Genomic DNA, 23,772 nt, shown 5'->3' with positions numbered 1-23,772 from the left:
TTACCATTCCTTTATAAATCGCTTTTGCAGTTTTGTACATGAGTAGCCGCAGTGTTCGTAAAACGCATGGGCTTCGGTACGGTGCTCGCCGGAGTTAAGGCGGATAAAGCGGTAATTCCGTGCACGAGCTTCAGTCTCCAGCGCTTGCAGCAGCTGTTTCCCGATGCCTTTGTGCTGATACTCGGCTAAAAGCGCAAGTCCCAAAATATTGAAACCCGGTTCTTTGTATAAAAGTTCATACGCTTCGGCATGAATAAAACCGGCAACCGTATGTGTTACATCATCTTCATATACACGGATAAAGTGCCGTGTATCTTTTAAGAGCTTTGCTATTTGCCCTTCGGTTACCGCTTCCGTCGTTTTATACCCGAGCGAAAACTCGCTTATATCCCGAATAGCTTTTGCATCCGTTAATTGTATATTTCGTATCATGCATTACTCCAATTATTTTTCACCGCAAAGGCGCAGAGGGCGCAAAGATTTAAGAGGGCACCTCTTAGATTTCTCTTTGCGATCTTAGCGTTTTGCGGTTTATTTTTCACTCTGCGCTATCCCTGCTATTGATATGGGATTGCCACATTTTTTGATAGAGCGGGGAATTTTGCAGCAGCTCTGCGTGTGTTCCCTCTGCGGCGATTTTGCCTTTATCAAGTACAATGATTTTATCGGCATTGACAATAGTGGAAAGCCGGTGCGCAATCATAATGACGGTTTTATTCTTTACGAGGTTGTCGATGGACTGCTGGATAATCGCTTCGTTTTCCGGATCGGAATAAGCGGTTGCTTCGTCGAGTACGACAATGGGGCTGTCCTTAAGGAGCGCTCGGGCAATGGTGAGCCGTTGGCGTTCACCGCCTGAAAACTTGCTGCCTGCGTTTCCCGCATTGGTGTCATATCCGTTAGGAAGGCTTTGGATAAAATCGTGAATGCTTGCTTTTTTGCATGCGGATTCAATATCCTTGTCAGTTGCATCCTCTTTTGCCATTTTGAGGTTTTCCCGAATGCTCTTGTTAAACAAAAAGTTTTCCTGCGACACGTAGGTAACCAGCTGCATGTTCCGCTCCAAGCTCATACTGCCGATATCGGCACCGCCGATTGTGATGTGCCCGCTGTCGATATTCCAAAAGCCTGCAAGCAGTTTTGCGATGGTAGACTTGCCTCCGCCGGAAGAGCCGACAATCGCAGTCAGCTCTCCTTCCTTTGCTGTAAAGTTCAATCCGTCAAAGACTTTAATGCTGTTCACTGTTGACGTTACTCCATTTGCTGCACTACCTGCAGCTCTATTTTTGACAGCTCCATCCTTGGTGGTGCCGTCTTTAGCACCGGCTGCTGTGTTACCCTTGGCAGCGGCTCCTGCTGTTTTCTCCGCCGTTCCGCCGTACCCGAACACGACATTTTCAAACCGCACATCATAGCCTTGAGGAGCGGGAGCGGTATCCTGCCGAACCAGTTCCGGTAAATCGAGTACCGACTGTATCTCCCCGAATACGACACGAACATTTGCCATCGCATCCGTGTAGGTCATCGCTTTTAAAAGCGGTTTGTACGACGCATACGAAAGCAGCACGCACATAATCAGGGTAGGAATTGTAATCCCTCCGGTCATAAAGAGGTAAAGCCCTACCGGTAATACGATAAGGAGCGTAGACGGCAGAACTTCCATCGCAGCTATCATGGCAAAGCATACGCTTAAATACCAGTCGAGCATCGAATCCCTGTTATCCTCCACCGCTTTTTGAAATTTGTCATAAGAGGAGGCCGATTTGTTAAATGCCTTGATGATCTTGATGCCCTGAATATATTCGACGGCGGCGGCATTCATTTTTTTGGACGCTTCAATGTACCGCTTGGACTTTGCTTCGTAATCCTTCATCATCAGCATTGAAAAGAGTATGCCGAGAGGCAGTGTTACAAGGTTTGCAAGACCGATCTTCCAATTCAATATAAAAATGATAACGACAATGACAATCGGAATAAGCACATTTGCCAATACTTCAGGTATGACATGCGCAATCGGTTTTTCCATCTTATCAAGCGTTTCTACCACAAATTGCGACCACTTACCGCTGCTTTTTTCTTCTATCGTCCCCATCGAAAGCCTGCTAAGTTTTTCGACCACCCGTTTCCGTGTGTCTTCAATAACACTGAATGCAAGGTTATGTGAACCTATAGTCGATATCGAATGTCCGATAATTGAACCTGCAAAGCCTGCAAGAATAAGTCCGGCATAAGGTAAGAAAACGCGGTAATCCTTTACGCCGTTTATAAGCTGAGTAACAATGGATGCAATCGCAAAGTACGGAACAATGCCGCACGCGACTCCGATAATTGCGACAATCACCGGAAAGATAATTGCACCGATATGTTTTTTTAAAATATCCATAAATGCTCCTAGTATAAGTAAAAATGCTCCTAGTATAAGTAATTATTTTTTTTCTTTTCCAAACGGCTTGCTTATATAAATCAATACCGGCGTCATAAGATAGTCTGCAACGAGGGCCGAAAAGAGACCTACTGCCGCTAATATTCCTAAACGCAGGAATGCATCTATTATGCTTGCCATGTACATTAAAAAAGTAGCTGACAAAATTATCGTAGTCATGGCAAGTGTCTTTCCTATAGAATAAAAAGAACCTATAATCGCTTTATCATAAGAACTTTCTTTTTCAAATAGGTACTTTGTATGGTTAGTAAAATGGATGGTATCATCTACGGCTATACCGAGAACCATAGGCATAAGTGCCATTGTTACCATATCGAGAGGAATATGGAAATATCCCATAATTGCACCTGTTGTAATAATCGGCATAATGTTAGGTATAAGACCTATCAGTCCCATTTTAATACTTCCAAATACAATCATCATTAAAACACCGATTGCCGCAAGGGAGGTAAAAAAGGAATATATTTCCCCATATACTATTTTATTATTCATCTCTGCGGCATGAGCTGCAGCTCCTGTTAAAAAGACTTCGGCATCAGGGAAAAGTTCAGCACATTTTTTATGCACGCTTTTCAAATTGGCAGCAAGTTCATTTCCATCAAAAGCGGCAACATCGACGGTCATACGGAGAGTCCGGAATTCTTCATCAACCCAGCGGGAAGTTTCTCCTCCGGATATTTCGTATAAAAATAAAAGTTGGGTTAAAAGGTCTTCATCTTCAGGTATGGAATAGAATTTCGGATCGTCGGCATGCATGGTCTGATTCATATCTTTTACAACATCCAATATCGAAAATATTTTAGGTACTCCGTTATTCAGCTTTGTTAATTTAAAGCCCGATATGTGGCGGCTTAATTCTTCCAGCTTTTTTAAGTTTTCCGGTTTTTTTACTGCATCTTCTTCCTTAAAGGTCAGCATCACATTGTAGTTAAAATAAGCTCCCAATTGGGAATGTGTAATTTCATAAATACGTTTTACATAAGGAATTCTGGTTCCCATAAAGTTAAAGCTGTCCATGTTTACGGTTATCATAAAAATACCCGGAAGGCAAAGGACCGTTACAAGTGCAAAAACAATCAAAACGGGTTTTCGTTTTTTTAATACCCAACCGCCGAACTTTTCAAAAAAAGAATCCAGTTTTTTATATCTTATTGCACTCTTATTTTGTTCAGGCGGACAGTCCTTTCCGAAACTCATCAAAATGGGAATTAAGATGCTGACATAAATATAAACTGCAAAAACCATAGCTGCACTTGTAAGCCCCATCCAATGCATCGGTTCGAGGTCAACCGTCAAAAATGATAAAACGGAAGCAACTGTTGTAACAACCGTAAAAAACAGAGGCCAGCCCGTATTTTCTATCGAATCGATAACGGCTTCTTTACGTTTTCCTATTGCGTAAAAACTGTTTCTAAAAGAATTTACAAGGTGAATTGCGTAGCCTACCGAAAGAGCCATCGCAAGAATAATGGGAACTGAAAGCATCTCTGAACTTCCTTCAATATTTAAATGCCCCATAAAACCTAAAACTGAAACTATTGCCCCTGTAGTGGCGATGATAGGCACTATAGTGCCTCGGAATGAACGTGCAAAAATAACTAGGAGAATTATCATACACATAAAACTAAGGCTTACGCATTTTCTTATGTCTGCATTCATAACAATTTTCTCTTCCGTTTCAGTGTAGGGAAGACCGGCAGGCTTTATTGTGTAGGCAGAGCTTTTATATTTGGGATTTGTTACAATATCGATAGCGATATCTCCCATGATATACATAAGCTCCTTATCCGAAGTTTTCATCCATTCTTCTCTGCTCGGGGTTGCTTTAAGCGAAAGAATAAGCCAAGTTTCTTTTGCATCGCTTGAAACAAGTTTATTTACGATGGATTTTCTGGATAGGATAAAGTCTTTTGCCTTTTTAAGCTCGGCAGGATTTTCAGGAATGCCGTCTTTAAAGGGATTTCTTATTTCGATTCCTTCTTCCGTTCCGACGCTTATATCGATATCGGTAATGGAAGTAACCGAATCGGAGTACGGAATTTTTTCTAAAAGTTCACTTCCGATTTCTTTAATCATTTTTAAAACCTCAGGTTTAAAAACATCATCGGATTCTATAAGCAGGACTATAGTGTCGTTGCTTCCAAAAAGCTCTTTAAACCTGTCTTCATTTTCTTTCATTTGAGGAGTTAGGTTTACAAAAACTTCTTCGGTCATTGATGTGGCTCTAAACTTTTTTAAGCCCATCGCTGCAAATACTGTTATAGCTGCTAATAAAATGAGTAAAAGCCATCGGTATTTTAATTGAAATTCACCGATTTTCTTAAAAAATATATGCAAACGTTCCAGTTTCATTTTACAGTCCCCTTGGAATACTAACAATTAGTAAACATTGTTTACTAATTGTTAGTATAGCCATACATTAAAAATTTGTCAAGAGGAAAAATCAATTTTCTTTGTTTATTTCCGCCTCCGGTTGCATAATTTTATTCCAGCAAAAATACATTACATCGGTTAAGATATCTATAAAGGATAGGGCTTTTTTATAAGAATATTCATGTGTGATGATTTCAAAAAGCGGTGTTAAGGCGGTGCTGTAAATTAAGTGAAGCCTGTCATCGTCTAAAGGGTTTATATTTATACCTCGCTTTTTTAAGTCGGCAATGAATTTTTTGCACGCTGTAACATCCGCCATTACGAATTCGTGGCGGATGTTTTCGTATTTTGTTCCCGCCGAGCGGTTAAACAAAAGTTTAAATTCGTCGAAGCGGCTGTACACAAGTGTACATAAATTCTGCAAAGAGTCGCGTATTGCTTCCTTTGTTGATAAAAAGTCTTTAGTTTCGTATAAATGCATTGCTATTTTGGAAAAATCGGTACCGATGCTTAAGGTTTGCGTAATAAGCGGTTGTACGAGGGCATCAAAGATTGCCGCCTTTGAAAGGAAGTGCTTATACAAGGCTCCTGCCGTTATACCCGTCATTGCAGCAATGGAACGCATGGATGCCTTTTCAAAGCCCTTTTGCAAAAATTCCGTTTTTGCGTTTTTGAGGATTTCCGTATAGGTCTCATTCTTTTTTTTCGATTCTTCCATCATTTATATTATAGGCATCAGTTTTAAAATTGTCAAAGGGGCATCTTTAACATTCTTGATAATAGAAAACAAAGTACAAAACAGCTATATAAAATTTTTGATTGGGGTTGAGAATATAATCAAATCAGCGGTTTGAGGTGAGCCTCATTCCGTACACAGCTCTTGCATGTAAAAGGACTACTGTGAACAATATACATATCACATTATGGAATGAGGAGCACAATGACATACGGATACATCAGAGTAAGCACGGATAAGCAGACGGTGGAAAACCAAAAGTTTGAAATCAACAATTTTTGTAGGCGAGAAAAACTTTACATCGACGGGTGGATTGAAGAGACTATCAGCGGCAGTAAAAATTACGATAAGCGTAAGCTGGGCGAGCTTTTAAAAACGGTAAAAAAAGACGATCTTATCATCTGCGCAGAGCTTTCACGGCTTGGCCGTAACCTGTTTATGATTATGGAAATACTGAATATCTGCATGAAAAAGGAATGCAGGGTATGGACAATCAAAGACAACTATCGTCTCGGCGACGATATACAAAGTAAGGTTTTAGCCTTTGCATTCGGTCTAAGTGCAGAAATTGAACGGAATTTAATTAGCCAGCGCACGAAGGAGGCGCTCGCTTGTGCTAAATCTAAAGGCAAACAGATTGGACGAAAGCAAGGAGAGCGCTGCCGGTTAAATCCGAAATGTGCAGCTTGTCATAATTGGATTATAGAACAAATGTCATTGGGCGTTGAGAAAACAAAAATTGCAAAAGAATTGGAAATATCAAAACAAACTCTATATAGATATATGGTATATACGGGCTTATTTGAACCTAAAAACTGTAAAAGTTCACTGTGGCTACAATATCATATTTATTATTGACCGATTTTGATGACCGTCAAAACAAGGCTTTGATATAGTAATTGGGAACCCGCCGTATGGGGCAAAAACTTCTAATACCGATAAAGAAAATTACAAAAGATATTATGAAGCTTCGCAAACAGCAAGAGGTCTGAAAGGCTCTACGGACACTTTTGCAGTTTTTGTAAATCTTGGATATAATATTCTATGTAAAAACGGAAACTTAGCTTTTATTATTCCAATGGCTATAACTTCCAGTGATGCTATGATGGCTCTTCACAATCTGCTTGAAAATAATTGCGAGACGATAAAAGTTTCCTCATATTCAAACCGACCAAAACAGATTTTTGATGCTGCTTGTATAAGAACATCTGTTTTCTTCTTTACAAAAACGCTTACTGCAAATCGCCATATCTACACAACAAAATTGCAGCGGCGACGTTATACAGATTCTATTAAAGATATTATTGATAAACTTCAATTTATTGATTCAAAAGAGTTAAAACTACCAGGAAGATATGCAAAAATATCAAATGATTCTGAAAAGAAAATTTTGCAAAAATGTTTCTCATCAAATAAAAATATCAAGTCATTTACAGATGTAAAAGGAGTCCCTTTTTATTACAGAGTTTCTGGTGGAAGATATTTTAATGTAGTTTCTGATATTCCTACAGGCTCAACTCAAGATAAAACATATTGTGTTATTTCAGATTATTCTAAAATTATAGTTGCTATTTTGAGTACGAATCTTTTTTGGTTTTATCAGCAAGTTTATACAGATGGATTACATATAAAATTGACAGAATTAGAAATGTTTCCATTACCTGATTTAGAAAAAGTTAGTAGAGAAACAATATCTCAAATCAACAATAAATATTTTAAATACAAAACTGACATTGAAAAAAATAAAATTAATCGAGATTTTTATTTTGAATATAAAATCAGAAAATCAAAAAAACTAATCGACGAATTAGATGATTTAGTGTGCCCGCTTTATGGGCTAACAAAGGCAGAAGTTGCTTATATAAAAAATTATGAACTGGAATTCAGACTTGATGATGAATAATATTAGTTTATAAGAATGGGTCAGAAAACTCTGAATATTGGATTAACTTGATTTCCAGTCTTTGTAGTTGAAAAACAGCTATAGCTACTTGATATGGATGTTATCAAAAGACTTGTTTTTTTTATATCCAGCTGATTTCAATATTGTTTTCTTCCAGTACTTTGAAAAAAGAGTCCGGCATGAAAGGTCTTCCTTTATTTGTGTAGAAGAGTATAGGGTAGCCGCATGCTTCTATTACCATCAAAAGAACATGTACTGTAGTGCAGGTTAAAGTTCGCCGAAATATATCTAGTTTCCTAACGGTGCTTTGATATACAGGCGATGTATCTGGCAATAAAAATCATTTTGAGTTAAACCTTTTCAATGATTTCACTTTCTTCTTTTGTAATACCATATAAGTCATAAACTAAAGAATTGATTTTTTTCTGTAAATCTTTTATGTCAAATTCAGGGTTTATTTTTTTATTTTCTAAAATTTTATCCACAATTCTAATAATCGGAAGCATTTGTACTTCTGTAACGTAAAGGGGTAAGTCATTGATCATATTTTTTGTGAATGTAATTCCACCACAATAGCTGCTAGAAGAGTATTTGTTTTTTATATAAAAAAACGGTAAAGGTGAATTTAATAACCCCATCATAAACTTTAACAAGTTTATATCTGCAGAACAAATTACCATTGTAGTTTTTCCAGGAATGATTTCTGCATTTTCGTCTAAACAAACTTCCAGTAAATTCAAGCCTTTTAAAATTATTTTTGAACAGGCTGCACGTTCGATATATGTTTTACCAAGTTTTTTTTCAAATTCCTTTTTATTTACAACAGGAAAATTATATTTTTCACCATATGAAATAGGTTTTAAATCCCATTTATTATAATATTTTCCAATTGTTCCTGTGTTAATTAATTTATAATATTTATTTAAATCTGGTTCAGGATATGTTTCGATTAGTTCCTTTACAATATAAAAATCTGAAGTAGAACAAGCACCTTCACATAGACAATAATTACTAATATGTTTTCCAACCTTATCAATTTTATCAAGAAGAGCTGAATTTTCTGAGAACATAAAATCAATTAAGAAGGGTGCCTCAATATCCTTAATGCTTTTATTTGACAACCTTTTAATTATTTTTTCAGACAAAAATTCACACGCGCGAAGCTCTTTTGACTCTTGTGTAAAAAGCGCAATTACTGCATCAACCGTTGCACTATTGAAAACTTTGCGATCAGCCTTTGTAATTAAAGATAATCTTTTTTTTACTTGAACCTCTCTAAATTTTAAACCAAAGTTTTTTGATAACCATTTGTCAGGAGTAATAAATACAAGTATATTTCCTAGAAAAAGACCTAATTCGAAAAATGCCATATATATGTCCCAGTTTCCCGTTAGATTTTTAAACTTATCATGCAATATTTTTCTTTCCCACTCTAACCCGTTATTTATCATCGTTTCCGAATCAATATACGGCGGGTTCCCAATTACTATATCAAAGCCTTGTTTTGACGGTCGGTTAAACACCTCACTAAACCACGTATGCCATAAAAAGAATTGATTGTTTGCATCAATCGATATCTTTTTTAGATCGGCCAGCTTATCGTGTTCTTTGCTTCTTCCTTGTTCACTGAGCAAGGTATAAACAAGTTGAGAAATTTGCTGCTTCATAGCCTGTTTTGATTTATGCGTCTTAGGCTGATAATAATCGATGATGGCTGTTTGTAGGGCTTTTATGCTTTCTTCCGTATTGTCAAAGAGATTATTTTTATTCCGGTGCAGTAAATTTTCTAAGGAGATACCCTCATAACTTTCCAATAAGCTGTTACCCTGCATTATTTTATAGTCAAGGTTGGGAAGAGGGAGCGGTATTTTTTCATCGACGATGATAGCAAGCCAAAAGCGCAGACGGGCGATATCAACGGCTCCTTTTTCAATATCGACTCCATAGATATTCTCACGAACAATGTCTTTTTTAATGCGTGAGCGATTTTCTTCATCTGAACTATCTCCTTCCAGTAACATTCTGCATGCAAAAAGTTCATTCAGCATACCCATCGGGAAAGCCCCCGAACCTACTGCAGGATCGCAGATTTTAACTGTTTTAAGTGCCGATAATGCCGCATTCTTATCCTTTATCCTAGCCGTTTCATGCTTTAGAACTAAATCACGCATTGCCGGTTCATCCTGTATTTCTTCGGCAAGGTATGCGATAAGGCTTTCTCGGCACATATATTGTACAATTTCTTTCGGAGTATAAAATGCACCTTTATCTTTGTTATCTTCCAGAAGATTTTCAAAAATCTTCCCGAGCATTTCAGGGTCTACGCCGACTTCCCGATCTTCCGGATCGGTTTCGTCAATAGTGAAATTATAACGGGCAAAAAAATCTAAAAGACCGCAGCTTGCATCATACGGATAGTCGTTATTTTGACCGCTACGGAAAATCCGTTCTATTTCCCTTTGCTTAGGATTACCGAACAATACCGCCGGAAAAATAACCGGAACACTGTCTTCCGGATCCTCTTCAAAAAGCCCGCCATTCAAATACGGTACTTTCCCAAAACGATCAAGTAGTGTTTTATCCCAACCCTTTTGCTTAAAATGACGAGCTCGATCTTCAGGATTAGTATTCAGCATACCGAAAAAGAGCGGATCAAGTACGGTAGAAAGAAAATCATTTTGTTGCTTCTCGCTTGAGCGTTCAAAAAGATGTTGTAAATAATCTCTGTCGCCGTCATTCCAGTTATCGTCCGTGCAACCGAGCCATCCTTTTTTCTGTAAAAATTGAATAAATACGAGCCGTCCCATCATCTTTTTGATATAATCACGGACTTTCTTTTCTGCCTTTTGTTCATCCCCATTGCCTATTCGTTGAAAGTGCGCAAAGATTTTTGTATGAACTTTTGCTCCGGCTACAGCTCTGTTCTCATAGCCCGATTTTCCTTTTGCTTTGATATAGCGTTTACCGGTAATGTATTGCACAAAATCTTCGTAGAAAACCTTATACTCGGCAAAAAATTCCTTACTTAATGCCTCTACACTAAATGCGTTCAACATATCCTCAACGGTTATAGCAGCAGAATCGGCTTTTTTTGCCAAATATTGGAAACGCTCTGCAATAGTCCGGCAGGGATGTTCTATCCCGCACAGATAGGTATACCGTTTTGCACTTGTGCTCGTTTGCAGTGTCTCTGCTCGGTGTGCAAAACTTACCCGCCATTCATTTTGATTATCAGCAAAATGGAAAAAGATAAGCGCTGAGCTATTATCTTCCATAATTTTGCGGATACAATTCTGAATACTAACACGGTTGCGTTTGAGGTGTACCGACGACTGTACTTCTACATCGGCAAATGTTACGGGAAATGTCCCTGCAACTTGTGCTATGATTGAAGCCTGTAAAACATTCTTTTTATCGGCTTCTGCCAATGCAATCGGTGTTGCTTTCCGTAAATCCGTTGCGTTTTTGAAAATAGGAAGGATTATATCTTCGTAGATTTTGTCTTTTCCGGGATAGGTTTGTTCAAAAATAGTGCGAAAGTCAGTCATAGTGTGCTCCTTAACAATATTATTTCTTTTCTTTTAGTTTTTTTTCCAGATTTTCCAGAGACTTTAATTCAAGCTCATCCGCTTTGTCGGCTTCAGAAGCATAAAAAGCCTTACGCTTTGCATCAAATTCAAGATATATGGATTCAACTTTCTTTTCCATTTGTTGATGAGAACGAACGCCTTTGTCATTTAACAGTAAGAAGCCATTATCAACTAAAATTTTGTCGAAATTTTCTTTCCAATAAAGCATTGTCAAATCTTTGCGCATCTTTGCACGCAATTCAGCTGTCTCTAAGAAAATAATGACAATTCGATTTAATACATCAAGTTCATCTTTTGTAAGATAATTCTTTGAAACATAGATATCCTGTTTTCTAACAATACTACCTTTCCAACTTGTTAATGCCATATTAGGCTTTGAACTATCAGCACGGCTTAAAATAAGTTCAGCAGCAGTTTTATGTGTAACTGCATAAATGAGCTTATTTTGAGTAGCAGCAAAAAAATTTTGAGTTGCTTTATCCGAACTATCATAATCAGAAGAAAGGGCAAACAAATCACGAACTTTTTGATAAAAGCGTTTTTCAGATGCTCGTATATCACGAATACGCTCCAGCAGTTCGTCAAAATAATCAGGTCTTCCATCCGGATTTTTAAGGCGGTCATCATCTAGTACAAAACCTTTATGTAAAAATTCAGTCAAATTTTGGTTTGCCCACATCCTGAATTGTGTGCCGCGTTTACTGCGAACTCTAAAACCAATAGCTAAAATCATAGGCAGCGCATAATACGTAATTTCATAGTTTTTGCCGTCAGAGGCAGTTGTCAAGTAATCCTTGACAACTGCTTTTTTATCCAGTTCTTTGTCTTTGAAAATATTTGCAATATGTAAACTGATATTTTGTTTAGAACTCTCAAAAAGTAAAGCAATCTGCTGTTGATTCATCCATATCATACCGTCATGTGCGTATAATTTTACATTGGTCTTACCGTCTTCAGTATTATAAATAATTATTTCATCTTTTTTTTCTAGCATACAAGTTTTTTCCTCTCTATCTTTCCGTTATAAGTGCTATTGATAATGCAGTGTATGTATCGGTTTCAGGTTTATTTTGATGCGCTAATTGATAGAGTTCTTTAATGACATCTGCCTTATTATCGAATAGCCCAGTATTGTCAAAGTCTATTTTTAATACTTTTTTTGCTAATGCCGAATTATGGTGCATAATGGCATCAGAAATGGCATCGAGCATGTTATGCAATTCAACGGAGTTAATACTTGTGTATAATTCTTGTATTTTAGTTCGCGCTTGCGTTATCTCTTTGTTCTGTTTGCTATTTCTTTGCCTAATAATCAATGCTGAGTTTTGTTTATCTTTTTCATAGCATTCCATAATCGATCTTTTACAGGCTGTTATGGTATCTATCTTTATTTCAGACTGTTGTGTCTCAAGTTGTATCAGCGGTTTTAAGGCTTCAAAAAACTCCAGTTGGCTAACTTGCTGAGTCTTAATGTTGGACGAAAAATATAATAATGATTGCATATACTCATGCCGATCGTTATATTCGTGCATCGCAGCAAATGATCCGTGTTGTTGATTTTGTATGGCGGAAATAACAGGCTTGTCTATCGATTTTAGTTTGGCATACTCATCCGGCTGCTCTTTTTGAAATGTTTGTAATTCTGCAATAAACGGCATAAGCGGAGATTCTTCATCATCGGATGTTTCGTATATTACCGGATCAAAATGCCTTACTTCTTCTTTTGTTGAATAAATTTGTGAATCTTCACCGAATAATTCATGAAAGGTTTGCAATTTTATATATGTTCTATTCTTAATATTTATTTGTGCATCACCCAATGTTGAAGGATAAAAATTATAATTCCATATTTCTTTTGCTTCCGTACCGATACGGTTAATACGCCCAAGCCGCTGCATAAGCCGCGTTGCATTCCACGGCGAGTCATAATTTAAAATTGAATTAGCACGGTGCAGGTTTACGCCTTCGGAAAGGACATCGGTGGTAATAAGTATCTGGTAATCATCACGTTTTTCACCTTTGTAATTTGCATCAAAGTTTGCCGCAATAATATCTTTCATATCATCACGATTTGCTGACGTAATTGAAAGAACATTGCAATGCGGTATCGGCATTTCGTATAATTTTTGAACCAATGCTTTTTGAGTTGCAATACATTCGGTAAAAATAATTAACTTTCTATTTTTATTTCTTCTTTTATTTAAGAATTGATTAGCTGTTTCATAAATAAAAGTACTCATTTTAGGATCAGCTGTTTGAACATCCCATTTTGAACATAAGTTTTTGATAAGCTGTAAATCATTGCGCAACAAGGTTATATAGCTTTCATCAAAATCAGCTCTTTTATATTCTTTATTAGAACCTTCATATTCGCTGCCGGAATTTCTTTTATTCGCTTTTTTCGCTTTATCTGCTAGCATGTCAAGACACTGCTTAAATTCATCGTTGTTTTTAATAGCATTATTGCCGAGTTCTTTATTTACATCCAAATCGGGACAAATAAAAATACGATTTACTTCCCACATCCTAATCATATTTTCAGTATAGCGGGATAAGTTATGCAAAGATTCTTTAAAGGCTGCTTGGCTGCTTTCAAGCCGTTTAACCAGCAACATTTCCATCAACTGGGCTAACCGTTCCGCCGTATTACTTACCGTTAAATTTTTTACTTCGTATAATGCACGATGCTCTTTGTTTTTCAGAAATTCAATCGCTCTGTAGCGGTAATAACCGAGGCCGTCTTTTCCTGCTTCCGTACCGAGTGAAAAAATCTGATTTCCAGCCTCATCCGTATCAATTTGACTAACTTGCGGGGCAATAATATTTATCGTACTGTTAAAAAGATTTCCTAATTCGCCTTTCATCTCATAGGGTATTTCAATCGGTTTATTTATTTTAGGAAATTTCAATGCTTGAGTTTTTACATCGTCTTGATAATATTTTTCAATATCCGTTCTTGTTCGGCGGATTATTAACAGTTCAACAATATGTTTCCGTATATCTTTATTGTCCGCAATAAGATTTTTTTTATCTTGAGCTAATTCTTCCGGTGTCTTTTGAATTTTTATCCCATTCATAAGTTTATACCGTTGAATATACTGCTTGTATCGGTCTTGTTTTTCTTTAAAGTAGCGTTCAAGATCATTTCCAAATTCGCCGAGGTTACACAGGGTTGCATTTTTATGTTCACGCTGGAATAAATAAATCTGATTCCGTAGATCATACGGAGCATTATTTTGCGGGGTTGCCGAAAGAAGCATAACATAGGGCTGAGGATTTATACTTCCTATTAAGTTATCAAGTTTTTGATACATGAGCGTATTGCTGTTCCTAAAGCGGTGACTTTCGTCAACTACAATCATTCCGTATTGTTCTTTTTTTAATACTAAATCAAAATCATTTCCGTCAGCATAATCATCACTTTCTCCGCTGTCATCAAGACGCCCGATTGTGGTAAGGTTAATACGCTGTTTAATTTTTTTCTGAGAAGTTTCGTTTTTGTCGAAATAGTTGATTGAATCGAGCCAACTCTGGTGAATAGCTGGCGGGGTGATAATTAACACCGGATGAGTAAAGTTCGTTTCTATCAAGTGCCGTTTCACAATCATCAATGCAGTAAAAGTTTTTCCTAGTCCGACTACATCGGCAAGGATAAAGCCTTGGTGCCTCTTCATAATTGCAAAACCTTGATTGACAGCTTGATTTTGATAGGTAAGCTGTTTGAACTCCTCATCATGAGGGATATATTCATCAGGAGTGATTTTGCCGTCTCCGTTTATTACTTCATCAAACTGATCGATCAAAAATTTAATATAGGTTTGATAGGGAGAAAGGATGGTACACGGTAATTCATGTTGAGATTGTGAGGGGCGTTCTGTTTTTTCACTTTCTATCCCTATCTCCGATTTTCTTAGCACTTCTTCTAAAAACTCCTGCGTCCAATCGGAAGCTAATGCCCATTTTTCATTGAACCATGAGATATGACCTTTCGACCTGTTTATTTCATCCGGTTTTGCAGTGATAATCTGGGGTACCGTTTCCAAATAATTCAGTTCGGAATTTTCCTGTAATCCTTTTCCTGTAAAATTGCTGCTGCCTATAATGCCGAAAGCTCTTCCTTCACCGTAAAAAATATAGCACTTTGAATGGAAGAATTGCTGCTTATCATCCGCGCTTAGACCGCGGAAAATACGAATTTCTATTTTGGGGTCATGTTGACCTTCATGCTGCTCCTTGCAAAAGTCCAGTAAAAGCTGCACAGCGGGAATATATTCCGATTTCACTTTTAAATCGGCAAGATCGGTTCTGATAAAATCTTGAGGATAATCGGCGTCTTTATATTTAACGTCGGCACTGTATTGCGCAAAAAGATACGGATCCTTCCCGATAAGTATACGCAGGTGCGCATCCTCTGAGCGTTCTAAGAATGCCCGAAGTTCTTCTGCAATCAGCTGTGTGCCGGGAATATCCCAGTAGCCGGTTGCAATGTCAATGCGGGTAATACCGGGGATGTTGATCAGTTCTTTGAGTGTATCAGTCAGTTTTAAATGTTCGGAATTGTCAATCAGCGTACTTTGCATTTTTTCCTTTACGCATTTCTGTCTTTCAGGATGAATTTTATCGTATCTTTTGAATTTAACATATAAGCCTCTACAATGGGTACAGTATATCACAGTATGGATAAATTTAAAAGACCGCACATACGAATTAAAAGCTCATTTTTATTAATTTTCGCCGGTTTACTGTATTATTGACATAAGCGTGCTTATATTATACAATTACATCAGCTTTTATAGCTAAACCGGAGAATGACTTATGAAAGAAATATACGGAACGGTCTACGATAAGAATGACAATCCTCTTGAAAAAGCCCTCGTAGCCCTCCTTAACAATAAATTCGAAATTGAGTATTCCGATGAAACAAATAATGAAGGAAAATTCAATTTATCTGCTGAGCCGAAGTATTATCCGTTTTTTATTGCTGTAAAAGAGTACAAAGAAAATTATCTTGAATACTGGAGTCAAAATATAGACCTTGATGAGGATTTGGAAATTAATCCTAAAATGGATGTGATTGAGATATACGGTTTACACTGTTTTCAAGTTAAGGGAGCAGGTAACTATTTAATGGTCTACTTTAGACCCATGAGCCTAAGTAAGTTTAAGGCAAACGAAAAAAATATTGTTCCCGATATAGGTAAAGAATCTTTAACCGTATCTGTAAACGGTGAATTTTGCGAAATATTGACTCTTTCGCGTGTTGAAGAACAATTTCCTGATGCCCAAATGACATCCTTTCTTATACAGATTTCAACGGATGGGGTAAAATTTTCCGGTAAGAATAAACTTGAACTTAGCATAACCGATAGGAACGGAGATTATGGAGAAGCTTCAATATTCTTTAAACTTTAATTTTTCTACAAATTTTATAAGGAGATACTAATGCAAAACAAAACTGCACCGAGATGGGATTTAAAAAATATTTATCCCGATTTTAAATCAAAAAAATATGCGGAATCAAAAAAGAAAATTCCTGCATTGACTTCCAAGTTTGAAAAACACTTAAAGGCTTTTTCAGGAAAGGACTTAAAAAAATGGCTGGTAAAAGCTTTGGACATTTTAAACGAGTTTAATGCCGAAGCCGAAACTCTTTATGCCTATGCTTCGGCCGTGTATACAACCGATACCGAAAACAAGGAAGCTTTATCTGAGCTTAACTCGATATCGGCTCTCTTTGTTCCGTTTACGCCCCTTGGAGTGCGCTTTTCGAATATCTTGGCTTCCGTTTCTAAAGAGGTAAAGGCCTTGATAAAAAACGACAAGGATTTAAAATATGCTTCTTTTTATTTGGAAGATACATTGTTTTGGCAAAAAAAACAGATGAGCGAAGAAGAGGAATCCTTGGCTGCCGATCTTGCCCGCTCCGGTGCTTCGGCTTGGAGCAAATTACAGAGCACGATGACTTCCACAGCTTCATGTATTTGGGATGAAAAAACTAAGGAAGAAAAAACCTTGGTTCAGCTTAGAGCGATGGCCTACGATAAGGATGAGGCTGTCCGCGAAAATGCTTTTAAAAAAGAACTTGAGCTTTGCAAGTCTATCGAAAAGCCCGTTGCCGCAGCCTTGAACGGCGTAAAAGGAACTTCCATAACCTTAAATAAAAGGCGTAACTGGAAGGGCGGCACAATCGAAAAATCTGTAAAGCAGGCAAATATAACTCAAAAAACTCTTGACTCCTTAATTTCCGCCATCGAAGATTCTCTTCCTGCATGGAGAAAGTATTTAAAGGCTAAGGCCATGCTTTTAGGCAAAAAGGACTTGCCTTTTTATGACCTTTTTGCCCCGGTTTCAAAATCATTTCCTACATATACTTGGGAAGAAGCAAAGGCCTTGGTAATCGAAAACTTTTCTTCATTTTCAAAGAACATGGGAGACTTTGCAAAAAAGGCCTTTGCCTCCAACTGGATAGACGGCGAGGTACGCAACGGCAAGGTCGGCGGAGCCTATTGTACTCATTTCCCCGTAACAAAGGAACCTAGAGTTCTATGTAACTTTGACGGCTCTTTTTCTTCGGTCAGCACTCTTGCACACGAACTGGGACATGCCTTTCACTTTAATGTTGTAAAGGACATGCCGGTGATAAATCAAAGCTATCCTATGACCCTTGCCGAAACCGCTTCGATTTTTGCAGAAACCATTTTGTTTGAAAGCGAAATTAAAAAAATGAATGAAGAGCAAAAGACGGCTCTATTGGAAATTCACCTTCAAGACGGTTGTCAGGTATTGATCGATATTCTTTCGCGTTTTTATTTTGAACGCTCCTTTATGGAAGAAAGGGAAAAGCATGAACTTACTGCTGAAGACTGCTGCCGTCTGATGCTTGAAGCTCAAAAGAAAAGCTATGGAAACGGGCTTGATTCTAAATTGCTTCATCCATATATGTGGCTTGTTAAGGGACATTATTATTCTGCCGACTTGGGCTTTTATAACTTCCCCTATGCTTTCGGACAGCTTTTTGCTCTCGGTCTTTATAACCGCTATAAAAAGGAAAGAGAAAAATTTACTTCCGTTTACGAGGATATTTTAAGAAAGACCGGTATGATGGATGCCGTTAAGGTAACAAAGAGTGCAGGCTTTAATATCGAAACTCCGGACTTCTGGAAAGAAGGCATAAAGATTTTTACGGATCAGATAAGCGAATTTGAAAAGCTCGTAAAAAAAGCAAAGAAAAAATAAGCCTTATCTTTTTGATAAAATATTTATAAGCCTCGATTGATTTTAGGGCATATATAAAAACCTTGTTGGATTTTTGTATATGCCCGTCGAGTTTTTCATAAGTCTTTATATATTTTTTTATTATAGAAAATTTCAAAATGCACTTGCCTGCATAGTATAAAGTTCGGCATAATACTCATTGGTTTGCATTAAATTTTCGTGGCTGTCAAAGCCTACAATTTCACCGTTTTGCAAAACTAAAACTTTATTAGCTTTTTTTACAGTCGATAAACGGTGCGTAACAAAGAAAACGGTTTTACCCTTTGTCAGCTCCAAGAATTTTTCATAAATGATAAATTCGGAGCGAGGGTCAAGAGAAGCCGTCGGTTCATCCAAAATAAGAATTTCAAAATTGCCGAAAAACGCACGGGCTATCGCAAGCTTTTGCCATTGACCGCCCGATAAATCCCGCCCGTCTTCAAATTGAGTTCCTAACAGCTGTTCTAAATTTTCGGTTTCATCAAAACCGGATTTTTTTAAAGCAAGCAAAATTTCGTCATCATCTGTAATTTTTTTTAAATCGGAAAGAGCCGTATTTTCACGAACCGTTAAATCAAACTTTGCATAGTCTTGAAAAACAGCACCGATAATTTTTCTATACTCAATAACATCATAGTCTTCAATTGAAGTTCCATCAAATTTTATTGCACCTGAAGAAGGTTTATAGAATTTACAAAGCAATTTCATCATCGTGGTTTTACCGCTTCCGTTTTCACCTACGATTGCAATTTTTTCACCATTAGTAATTGAAAAAGAAATGTTTTGTAAAGCAAAATTTTCATTCGATTGATACTTAAATGAAACATCATCAAAAATAATTTTATTAAAGTTTGAATTAATTATTTTATTTTGCCCTTTACTACTCGGCGGTAAATTGATGAAATCAAAATACTTTTGCATATATAAAAGCGTGTCATACAATAAACTTGAATCTTCTACCAAACGGGAAATGCTTTGCGTTGTATATAAGATACTTGACGAAAAAATTAAAATACTTCCGACCAAAAAGGTTCCGGAAAATGTGCCTTTTATAATCGTATTAAAGACGAATACACTGATTGCCGTACTCACAATTAAAAATGAAACGGAAGCTGCAAGTTTTTTAACACGGTTTAACTTTATTCCCTTATTTATTCTTTTAAAGGTGTCTTTGTATTTATCTATGAAAAAATCATAGAGACCGTATAACTGTACGTCTTTTATATTCTCTTTTGAAAGTAATGAACTTAAGTAATAACTTAGCTTTCTTGAATCCGGTGTATTTGATACTAACACTTCAAAGGCTTCTTTTTGTATTTTATAAAAAACAATGCTTTGAGGAATAATTGCGATAAACATTAAAAGTGAAATAAATGGACTGAAATCGGCAAGTAAAACAAGCATAGAAACTGCCGTGATGATACAGCTTATTATACTTGCACCGAAAACGAGTAAGTTTACGGGGCGCCAACTTGCTTCTTGGCATAAAATATCAATGTCATCATAAAACGAGCTATCTTCAAAAACTGTAAGTTCCGATATTGTTCTCGATTTATTCATAAGCGAAGTATTTAAATACAGTGTAAGTTTGTCGGTTAAAAAGCCCTGTATAGTGGTATATACGGGCTGTAAAATATTTGATAACAAAAAAGCGGCGGCCCACACAATTAAAATGAAGATAACCCCATTTATGTTTGTTTCCGCTACGGCATTTATGATTTTGTTTGCAGAATAAATAAGAAGTGAAGGCATAAGTGCTTGAAGCGGAATTACTGTCAAAAGCAAAATGGAATGAAGCTTATCGGCTTTAAACACAACCGATAAACTCTTAAAATAAAGACGAAAAAAGTTTTTAATCATAAATACTAAATATCATCCTCTTAGTTTAATTAAAACAAATTTTGAACCAATTTTCCGCCGTCAGTTTCGGGATCTCTGGTACTCAGGTACTCCGAAATATCGACATCCTTTTTATAATAGTCAAGCATGTCCTTGTTTTTTTCAAAAAAATGGCTTACGGCTATTTTAAAAAATTCCATGCAGACTCTGGCATCGTCCTCGGCTCGGTGGGCGTTTATTGCTTGAACGCCGAACTGTATTGCAAGGTTTTGCAGGGCATAGCTTTGTAAGCCTGGAAGGGTTTCGCGTGCAAATGTTAAGGTGTCAAAGACCTTGTTTGTAAGCTTTGTTTTGCCGCACCTTTCAAGCTCGCAGTTTATAAAGTTTATATCGAAGCTTGCATTATGGGCTACCAAAACCGTGTTGCGGATAAAGTCCAAAAAGTCGGGCAAAACTTCTGCGAATTTAGGCTGACCTGCAAGCATCTCATCGGTTATCTGATTTACCTTGCCCGCTTCGGGAGGCATTGGTTTTTCAGGGTCAATCAGAACATTGTAGCGGGCGATAACTCCGCGAATGTCGAATTTTACGCAGCCGATTTCGACAACTCTTTCTGCCTTGGCCTCCGTTCCCGTTGTTTCGGTATCGAAGGCCGTAAAAACCGCCTTATCATAGACGGCACTAATCCAATCGTAAGAGCTCATTATGCGTTTAGTACCCCGTTAAATTCTTTTTCGAATTCGGCAATCTTTTTATCCGATTGTTTTTTAGCTTCTTCAACCGATGAAACAACCTTTTCGGAATGGATTATGTAGATCTTTATCTTAGGTTCGGTGCCGCTGGGCCTTATGCAGATTATGGAGCCGTCTTCCAAATAATATTGAAGAACATTGCTTTTAGGTAAAGTAACTGTAGTTTTTTTGGCCGGCTCTAAAGGAGAATATTCCGTGCTTTCCTGAATATCCCTGATGGTTTTTACCTTCACACCGGCAATTTCACTTAAATTTCTTTCTCTCACCCTGAGCATCATATCCTGCATAATCTTTAAGCCTTCTGCTCCCGGGTATACCATGTTGATGGTCTTTTCTCCGTAGAAGGCAAATTTAGAAAAGATTTCATTCAGCCTGTCTAAGAGGCTCTTTCCCTTGCTCCTCCAATAGAGGGTCATCTCTGCACAAATTGCAGAAGAGGCAATACCGTCCTTATCTCTTACCTCGGTTCCGAAGTTGTAGCCGAAGCTTTCTTCATAACCGTAAAGATAGGTGTGGGAGCCCGTGCTTACCATCCTTTCGGCAGCACTGCATATCCACTTAAAGCCGGTAAGACATTCTTCGCTTTGCACATTGTAAGAGGCAGCAATCAAATCGCTTAAGGGAGAGGTTACTATCGAGCGTACTATTGCGGCATTTTGAGGCAGCTTATTTTGTTCTTTTAATGTAAGACAGATATAATCCGCAAAGAGGGCTCCCATCTGGTTGCCGCTTATAAGCTGCATTTCGCCTGCATCGTTTTTTACCGCACAGGCAAAGCGGTCGGCATCGGGATCGGTGGCCATCAAAATATCGGCTCCTTCCTTTATAGCCAAATCCATGGCCATCTTTAAGGCTTTCGGGTCTTCGGGATTGGGATAGCTTACCGTCGGGAAATTCCCGTCAGGTTCACGCTGTTCGGGAACGCTTATAACATTAAAGCCCATTTCTCCCAGAACCTTTTCGACATGCATAGCTCCCGTTCCGTGAAGGGGAGTGTAAACTATCTTTACCTTGGAAGCCATATTTTTAATAATTTCTTGACGGCTGATTTTCTTTTTAAGCATAGCCCAGTATTTTTCATCGATTTCTTTATCGATTATTACGAGCTTTCCATTTTTAAGAGCTTCTTCTTCGCTCATCATTTTGATTGAAGAAACCTCGCCTACCTTTTTAATGATGCCGGAATCATGGGGCGGGGTAATCTGGGCTCCGTCCGACCAGTAGGCCTTGTAGCCGTTGTATTCCGGAGGGTTGTGCGAGGCTGTTACTACAATTCCCGTATCGCAGCCGAGTTCCCTTATGGCATAAGAAAGTTCCGGCGTAGGCCTGAGGCTCGAAAAAAGGTAACAGCGGATATTGTTTGCCGCAAAAATCAGAGCAGCCGTTTTTGCAAAAACATCCGAAAAGCGTCTTGAGTCGTAGGCAATTACTGCACTTAAAGAGCCGGCCTTAGCCTTGTCAGGCTTTGCTTCAATCAGATAATCCGCAAGTCCTTGGGTTGCATTTTTTATTACTAAAGGATTCATGCGGTTTGTGCCGCCCCCTATGATTCCCCTTAAACCAGCCGTTCCGAATTCCAAGTCCCTGTAAAATCGGTCATACAATTCCTTTTCATCGTTTTTTTCGATTAAAGCCTTAACCTCTTCTGCGAATTTTACTTCCTTTTCTTCGAAAACATATTTTTTTGCTCTATTTAATATTTCATTTTTATCCATAAAAAGTCCTCCGTTTATAACTTTATAATTATACCACAGTTCAAAGGTTTCCTGCAAGGGTGCGAAAAAAGTATTGACAAGCTTATAATAAGTACTTCAAAAAATCTGCTTTATTGCTTGGATTGTTACAGATACGGAAAAAGATATTTAATCTCGGCAGATATAAATTTAGATTGCTTTAAGGCATTTTGTATTCTTGTTAAAAGTGTATCAGATATATCTTCTTTTTTTATTAGCCAGCCTTTATTGATACCGTTTATAATATCTATTGTGGACATAATTTTTGTACGTTTAAAATCTACGATAGATTTATGCTTTATAAAAGGATGCTCACCTGGATGTATTATACAGCTTGTATCTTGATTATCAAATTTTAAAGAAGTAACGGATACCACTATTTGCTCATTATTTTTATCGGAATCGGAGACTACAATACGCAAATGGCGAAATTCTTCGCCGGATTTAGATTTTTCAGGCTTGCTTAAAAAGGCTGTTTTTTTAGGCATTTAATTCCGATAGTTGGGCAAGGGCAGCTTCTTCTTGAGCAAAAGATAGTTCCTCTTCAATAAGAAAAGATATCTCATCGGGGCTTTTGCCTAGGGCTTGCAGAATAGATTCAATACTTATCGGAATGGCGGAATCTTTAGGGGATTTCCATTCGGGACAGTTTGCATGAGTATATTCGATAAGATCTGTAAATGTGTAATTATGAAATTTAGAGTCGATACCATCTAAAACTTCTTTTTCGTAGTCGGATAGTGTATTACAGGGTATCTTATCTGTTAGCGCCACAAGGTCGCACCCGTCTTTTAAAAAGCGGCTATTCCATAGGCTCTGATCGTTTTGCTTGCCTTTATTACGGATAAGATTATATGTATTTGATAATATAGGACCTGCTTTTAGGGCTGTGTAGGTATCGCCCGTAATAGAAGAGCCTGTATCATTGTATGATTGACGATCTGCAAGGTAGAGCATTTTAAGAAGCTTTGTATAATTGAGCCGACACTCATATTTTTTGAGCATATAATTTACAACTTCAATAAGTTTATGTATATTCATAAAATACCCCCTTATTTTTAATCTAACACCTAGACCGCTTTTTGTCAATACTTTTTTTACTATTACCATATAAAAGCTCTTTATTGTCTAGTCAAACTCTTAATCTAC

At 37.5% G+C, this 23,772-nt stretch carries 15 protein-coding genes and 1 pseudogene; 4 read left to right on the top strand and 12 right to left on the bottom strand.

The genetic code is table 11. The features are described 5' to 3' along the window. From E4N74_RS06085 to E4N74_RS06070, 4 genes are all read right to left on the bottom strand, one after another. Entirely contained in the window at positions 1–432 is a 432-nt protein-coding gene (locus E4N74_RS06085) for a GNAT family N-acetyltransferase (RefSeq protein ID WP_255806573.1), read from the bottom strand. 106 nt (positions 433–538) lie between these two features. Continuing rightward, entirely contained in the window at positions 539–2,383 is a 1,845-nt protein-coding gene (locus E4N74_RS06080; protein WP_255806572.1) for an ABC transporter ATP-binding protein, read from the bottom strand. Positions 2,384–2,425: 42 nt separating this feature from the next. Further along, positions 2,426–4,795, bottom strand: a complete 2,370-nt coding sequence (locus E4N74_RS06075; protein WP_255819281.1) for an efflux RND transporter permease subunit — start codon at positions 4,793–4,795, stop codon at positions 2,426–2,428. Positions 4,796–4,886: 91 nt separating this feature from the next. Further along, positions 4,887–5,537, bottom strand: a complete 651-nt coding sequence (locus E4N74_RS06070) for a TetR/AcrR family transcriptional regulator (protein ID WP_044979497.1) — start codon at positions 5,535–5,537, stop codon at positions 4,887–4,889. 219 nt (positions 5,538–5,756) lie between these two features. Between E4N74_RS06070 and E4N74_RS06065 the strand changes: the two genes are divergently transcribed. Beyond that, complete coding sequence (locus tag E4N74_RS06065) at positions 5,757–6,410, top strand: master DNA invertase Mpi family serine-type recombinase (protein WP_255806571.1); 654 nt, start codon at positions 5,757–5,759, stop codon at positions 6,408–6,410. Positions 6,411–6,441: 31 nt separating this feature from the next. Next, positions 6,442–7,455 (top strand): annotated as a pseudogene (locus E4N74_RS06060) (Eco57I restriction-modification methylase domain-containing protein); the annotation flags it as partial. Between the two features lie 350 nt (positions 7,456–7,805). Here E4N74_RS06060 and E4N74_RS06055 read toward each other — a convergent pair. Genes E4N74_RS06055 through E4N74_RS06045 form a run of 3 tightly spaced genes read right to left on the bottom strand, consistent with a single transcriptional unit; the run spans position 7,806 to position 15,625 of the window. Continuing rightward, positions 7,806–11,003 (bottom strand): Eco57I restriction-modification methylase domain-containing protein, encoded by a 3,198-nt coding sequence (locus E4N74_RS06055; protein WP_255819280.1) that lies wholly within the window; start codon positions 11,001–11,003, stop codon positions 7,806–7,808. A 19-nt stretch (positions 11,004–11,022) separates the two neighbouring features. Next, positions 11,023–12,039: a virulence RhuM family protein gene (locus E4N74_RS06050; protein WP_044979494.1), complete on the bottom strand. Its 1,017-nt coding sequence runs from the start codon at positions 12,037–12,039 to the stop codon at positions 11,023–11,025. A 16-nt stretch (positions 12,040–12,055) separates the two neighbouring features. Continuing rightward, the gene (locus E4N74_RS06045) at positions 12,056–15,625 is read right to left on the bottom strand and encodes a helicase-related protein (RefSeq protein ID WP_255819279.1); all 3,570 of its coding nucleotides are present in this window, start codon (positions 15,623–15,625) and stop codon (positions 12,056–12,058) included. A 235-nt stretch (positions 15,626–15,860) separates the two neighbouring features. Here E4N74_RS06045 and E4N74_RS06040 point away from each other — a divergent pair, with 235 nt between their 5' ends. Together E4N74_RS06040 and E4N74_RS06035 are read left to right on the top strand one after the other, a co-directional pair. Then, positions 15,861–16,457 carry a carboxypeptidase-like regulatory domain-containing protein gene (locus E4N74_RS06040; protein ID WP_255819277.1) on the top strand — a complete coding sequence of 199 codons (597 nt, stop codon included), beginning with the start codon at positions 15,861–15,863 and terminating at the stop codon, positions 16,455–16,457. A 30-nt stretch (positions 16,458–16,487) separates the two neighbouring features. Then, positions 16,488–18,281 carry a M3 family oligoendopeptidase gene (locus tag E4N74_RS06035; RefSeq protein ID WP_255819276.1) on the top strand — a complete coding sequence of 598 codons (1,794 nt, stop codon included), beginning with the start codon at positions 16,488–16,490 and terminating at the stop codon, positions 18,279–18,281. 132 nt (positions 18,282–18,413) lie between these two features. Here the strand turns inward: E4N74_RS06035 and E4N74_RS06030 are convergent, their stop codons facing one another. The 5 genes from E4N74_RS06030 to E4N74_RS06010 form a co-directional block, all read right to left on the bottom strand. Further along, positions 18,414–20,159: an ABC transporter ATP-binding protein gene (locus tag E4N74_RS06030; protein ID WP_255819275.1), complete on the bottom strand. Its 1,746-nt coding sequence runs from the start codon at positions 20,157–20,159 to the stop codon at positions 18,414–18,416. Between the two features lie 29 nt (positions 20,160–20,188). After that, entirely contained in the window at positions 20,189–20,842 is a 654-nt protein-coding gene (locus tag E4N74_RS06025; RefSeq protein ID WP_255819274.1) for a 3'-5' exonuclease, read from the bottom strand. After that, a complete protein-coding gene (locus tag E4N74_RS06020) occupies positions 20,842–22,605 on the bottom strand; it encodes a phospho-sugar mutase (protein ID WP_255819273.1) in 1,764 nt (587 codons plus the stop codon). The genes E4N74_RS06025 and E4N74_RS06020 overlap by 1 nt, the downstream gene beginning before the upstream one ends. Positions 22,606–22,730: 125 nt before the next feature. Further along, entirely contained in the window at positions 22,731–23,111 is a 381-nt protein-coding gene (locus E4N74_RS06015; RefSeq protein WP_255806561.1) for a hypothetical protein, read from the bottom strand. Further along, a complete protein-coding gene (locus E4N74_RS06010) occupies positions 23,104–23,664 on the bottom strand; it encodes a Panacea domain-containing protein (RefSeq protein ID WP_338113386.1) in 561 nt (186 codons plus the stop codon). The genes E4N74_RS06015 and E4N74_RS06010 overlap by 8 nt, the downstream gene beginning before the upstream one ends. Positions 23,665–23,772: the final 108 nt, after the last annotated feature.

The organism is Treponema putidum (genome assembly GCF_024401155.1).
In the GTDB taxonomy this organism is placed as follows: Bacteria; Spirochaetota; Spirochaetia; order Treponematales; family Treponemataceae; genus Treponema_B; species Treponema_B putidum.
Note: the sequence above shows the minus strand (reverse complement) of the source record. Positions and strands in the feature narration are given on the sequence as shown.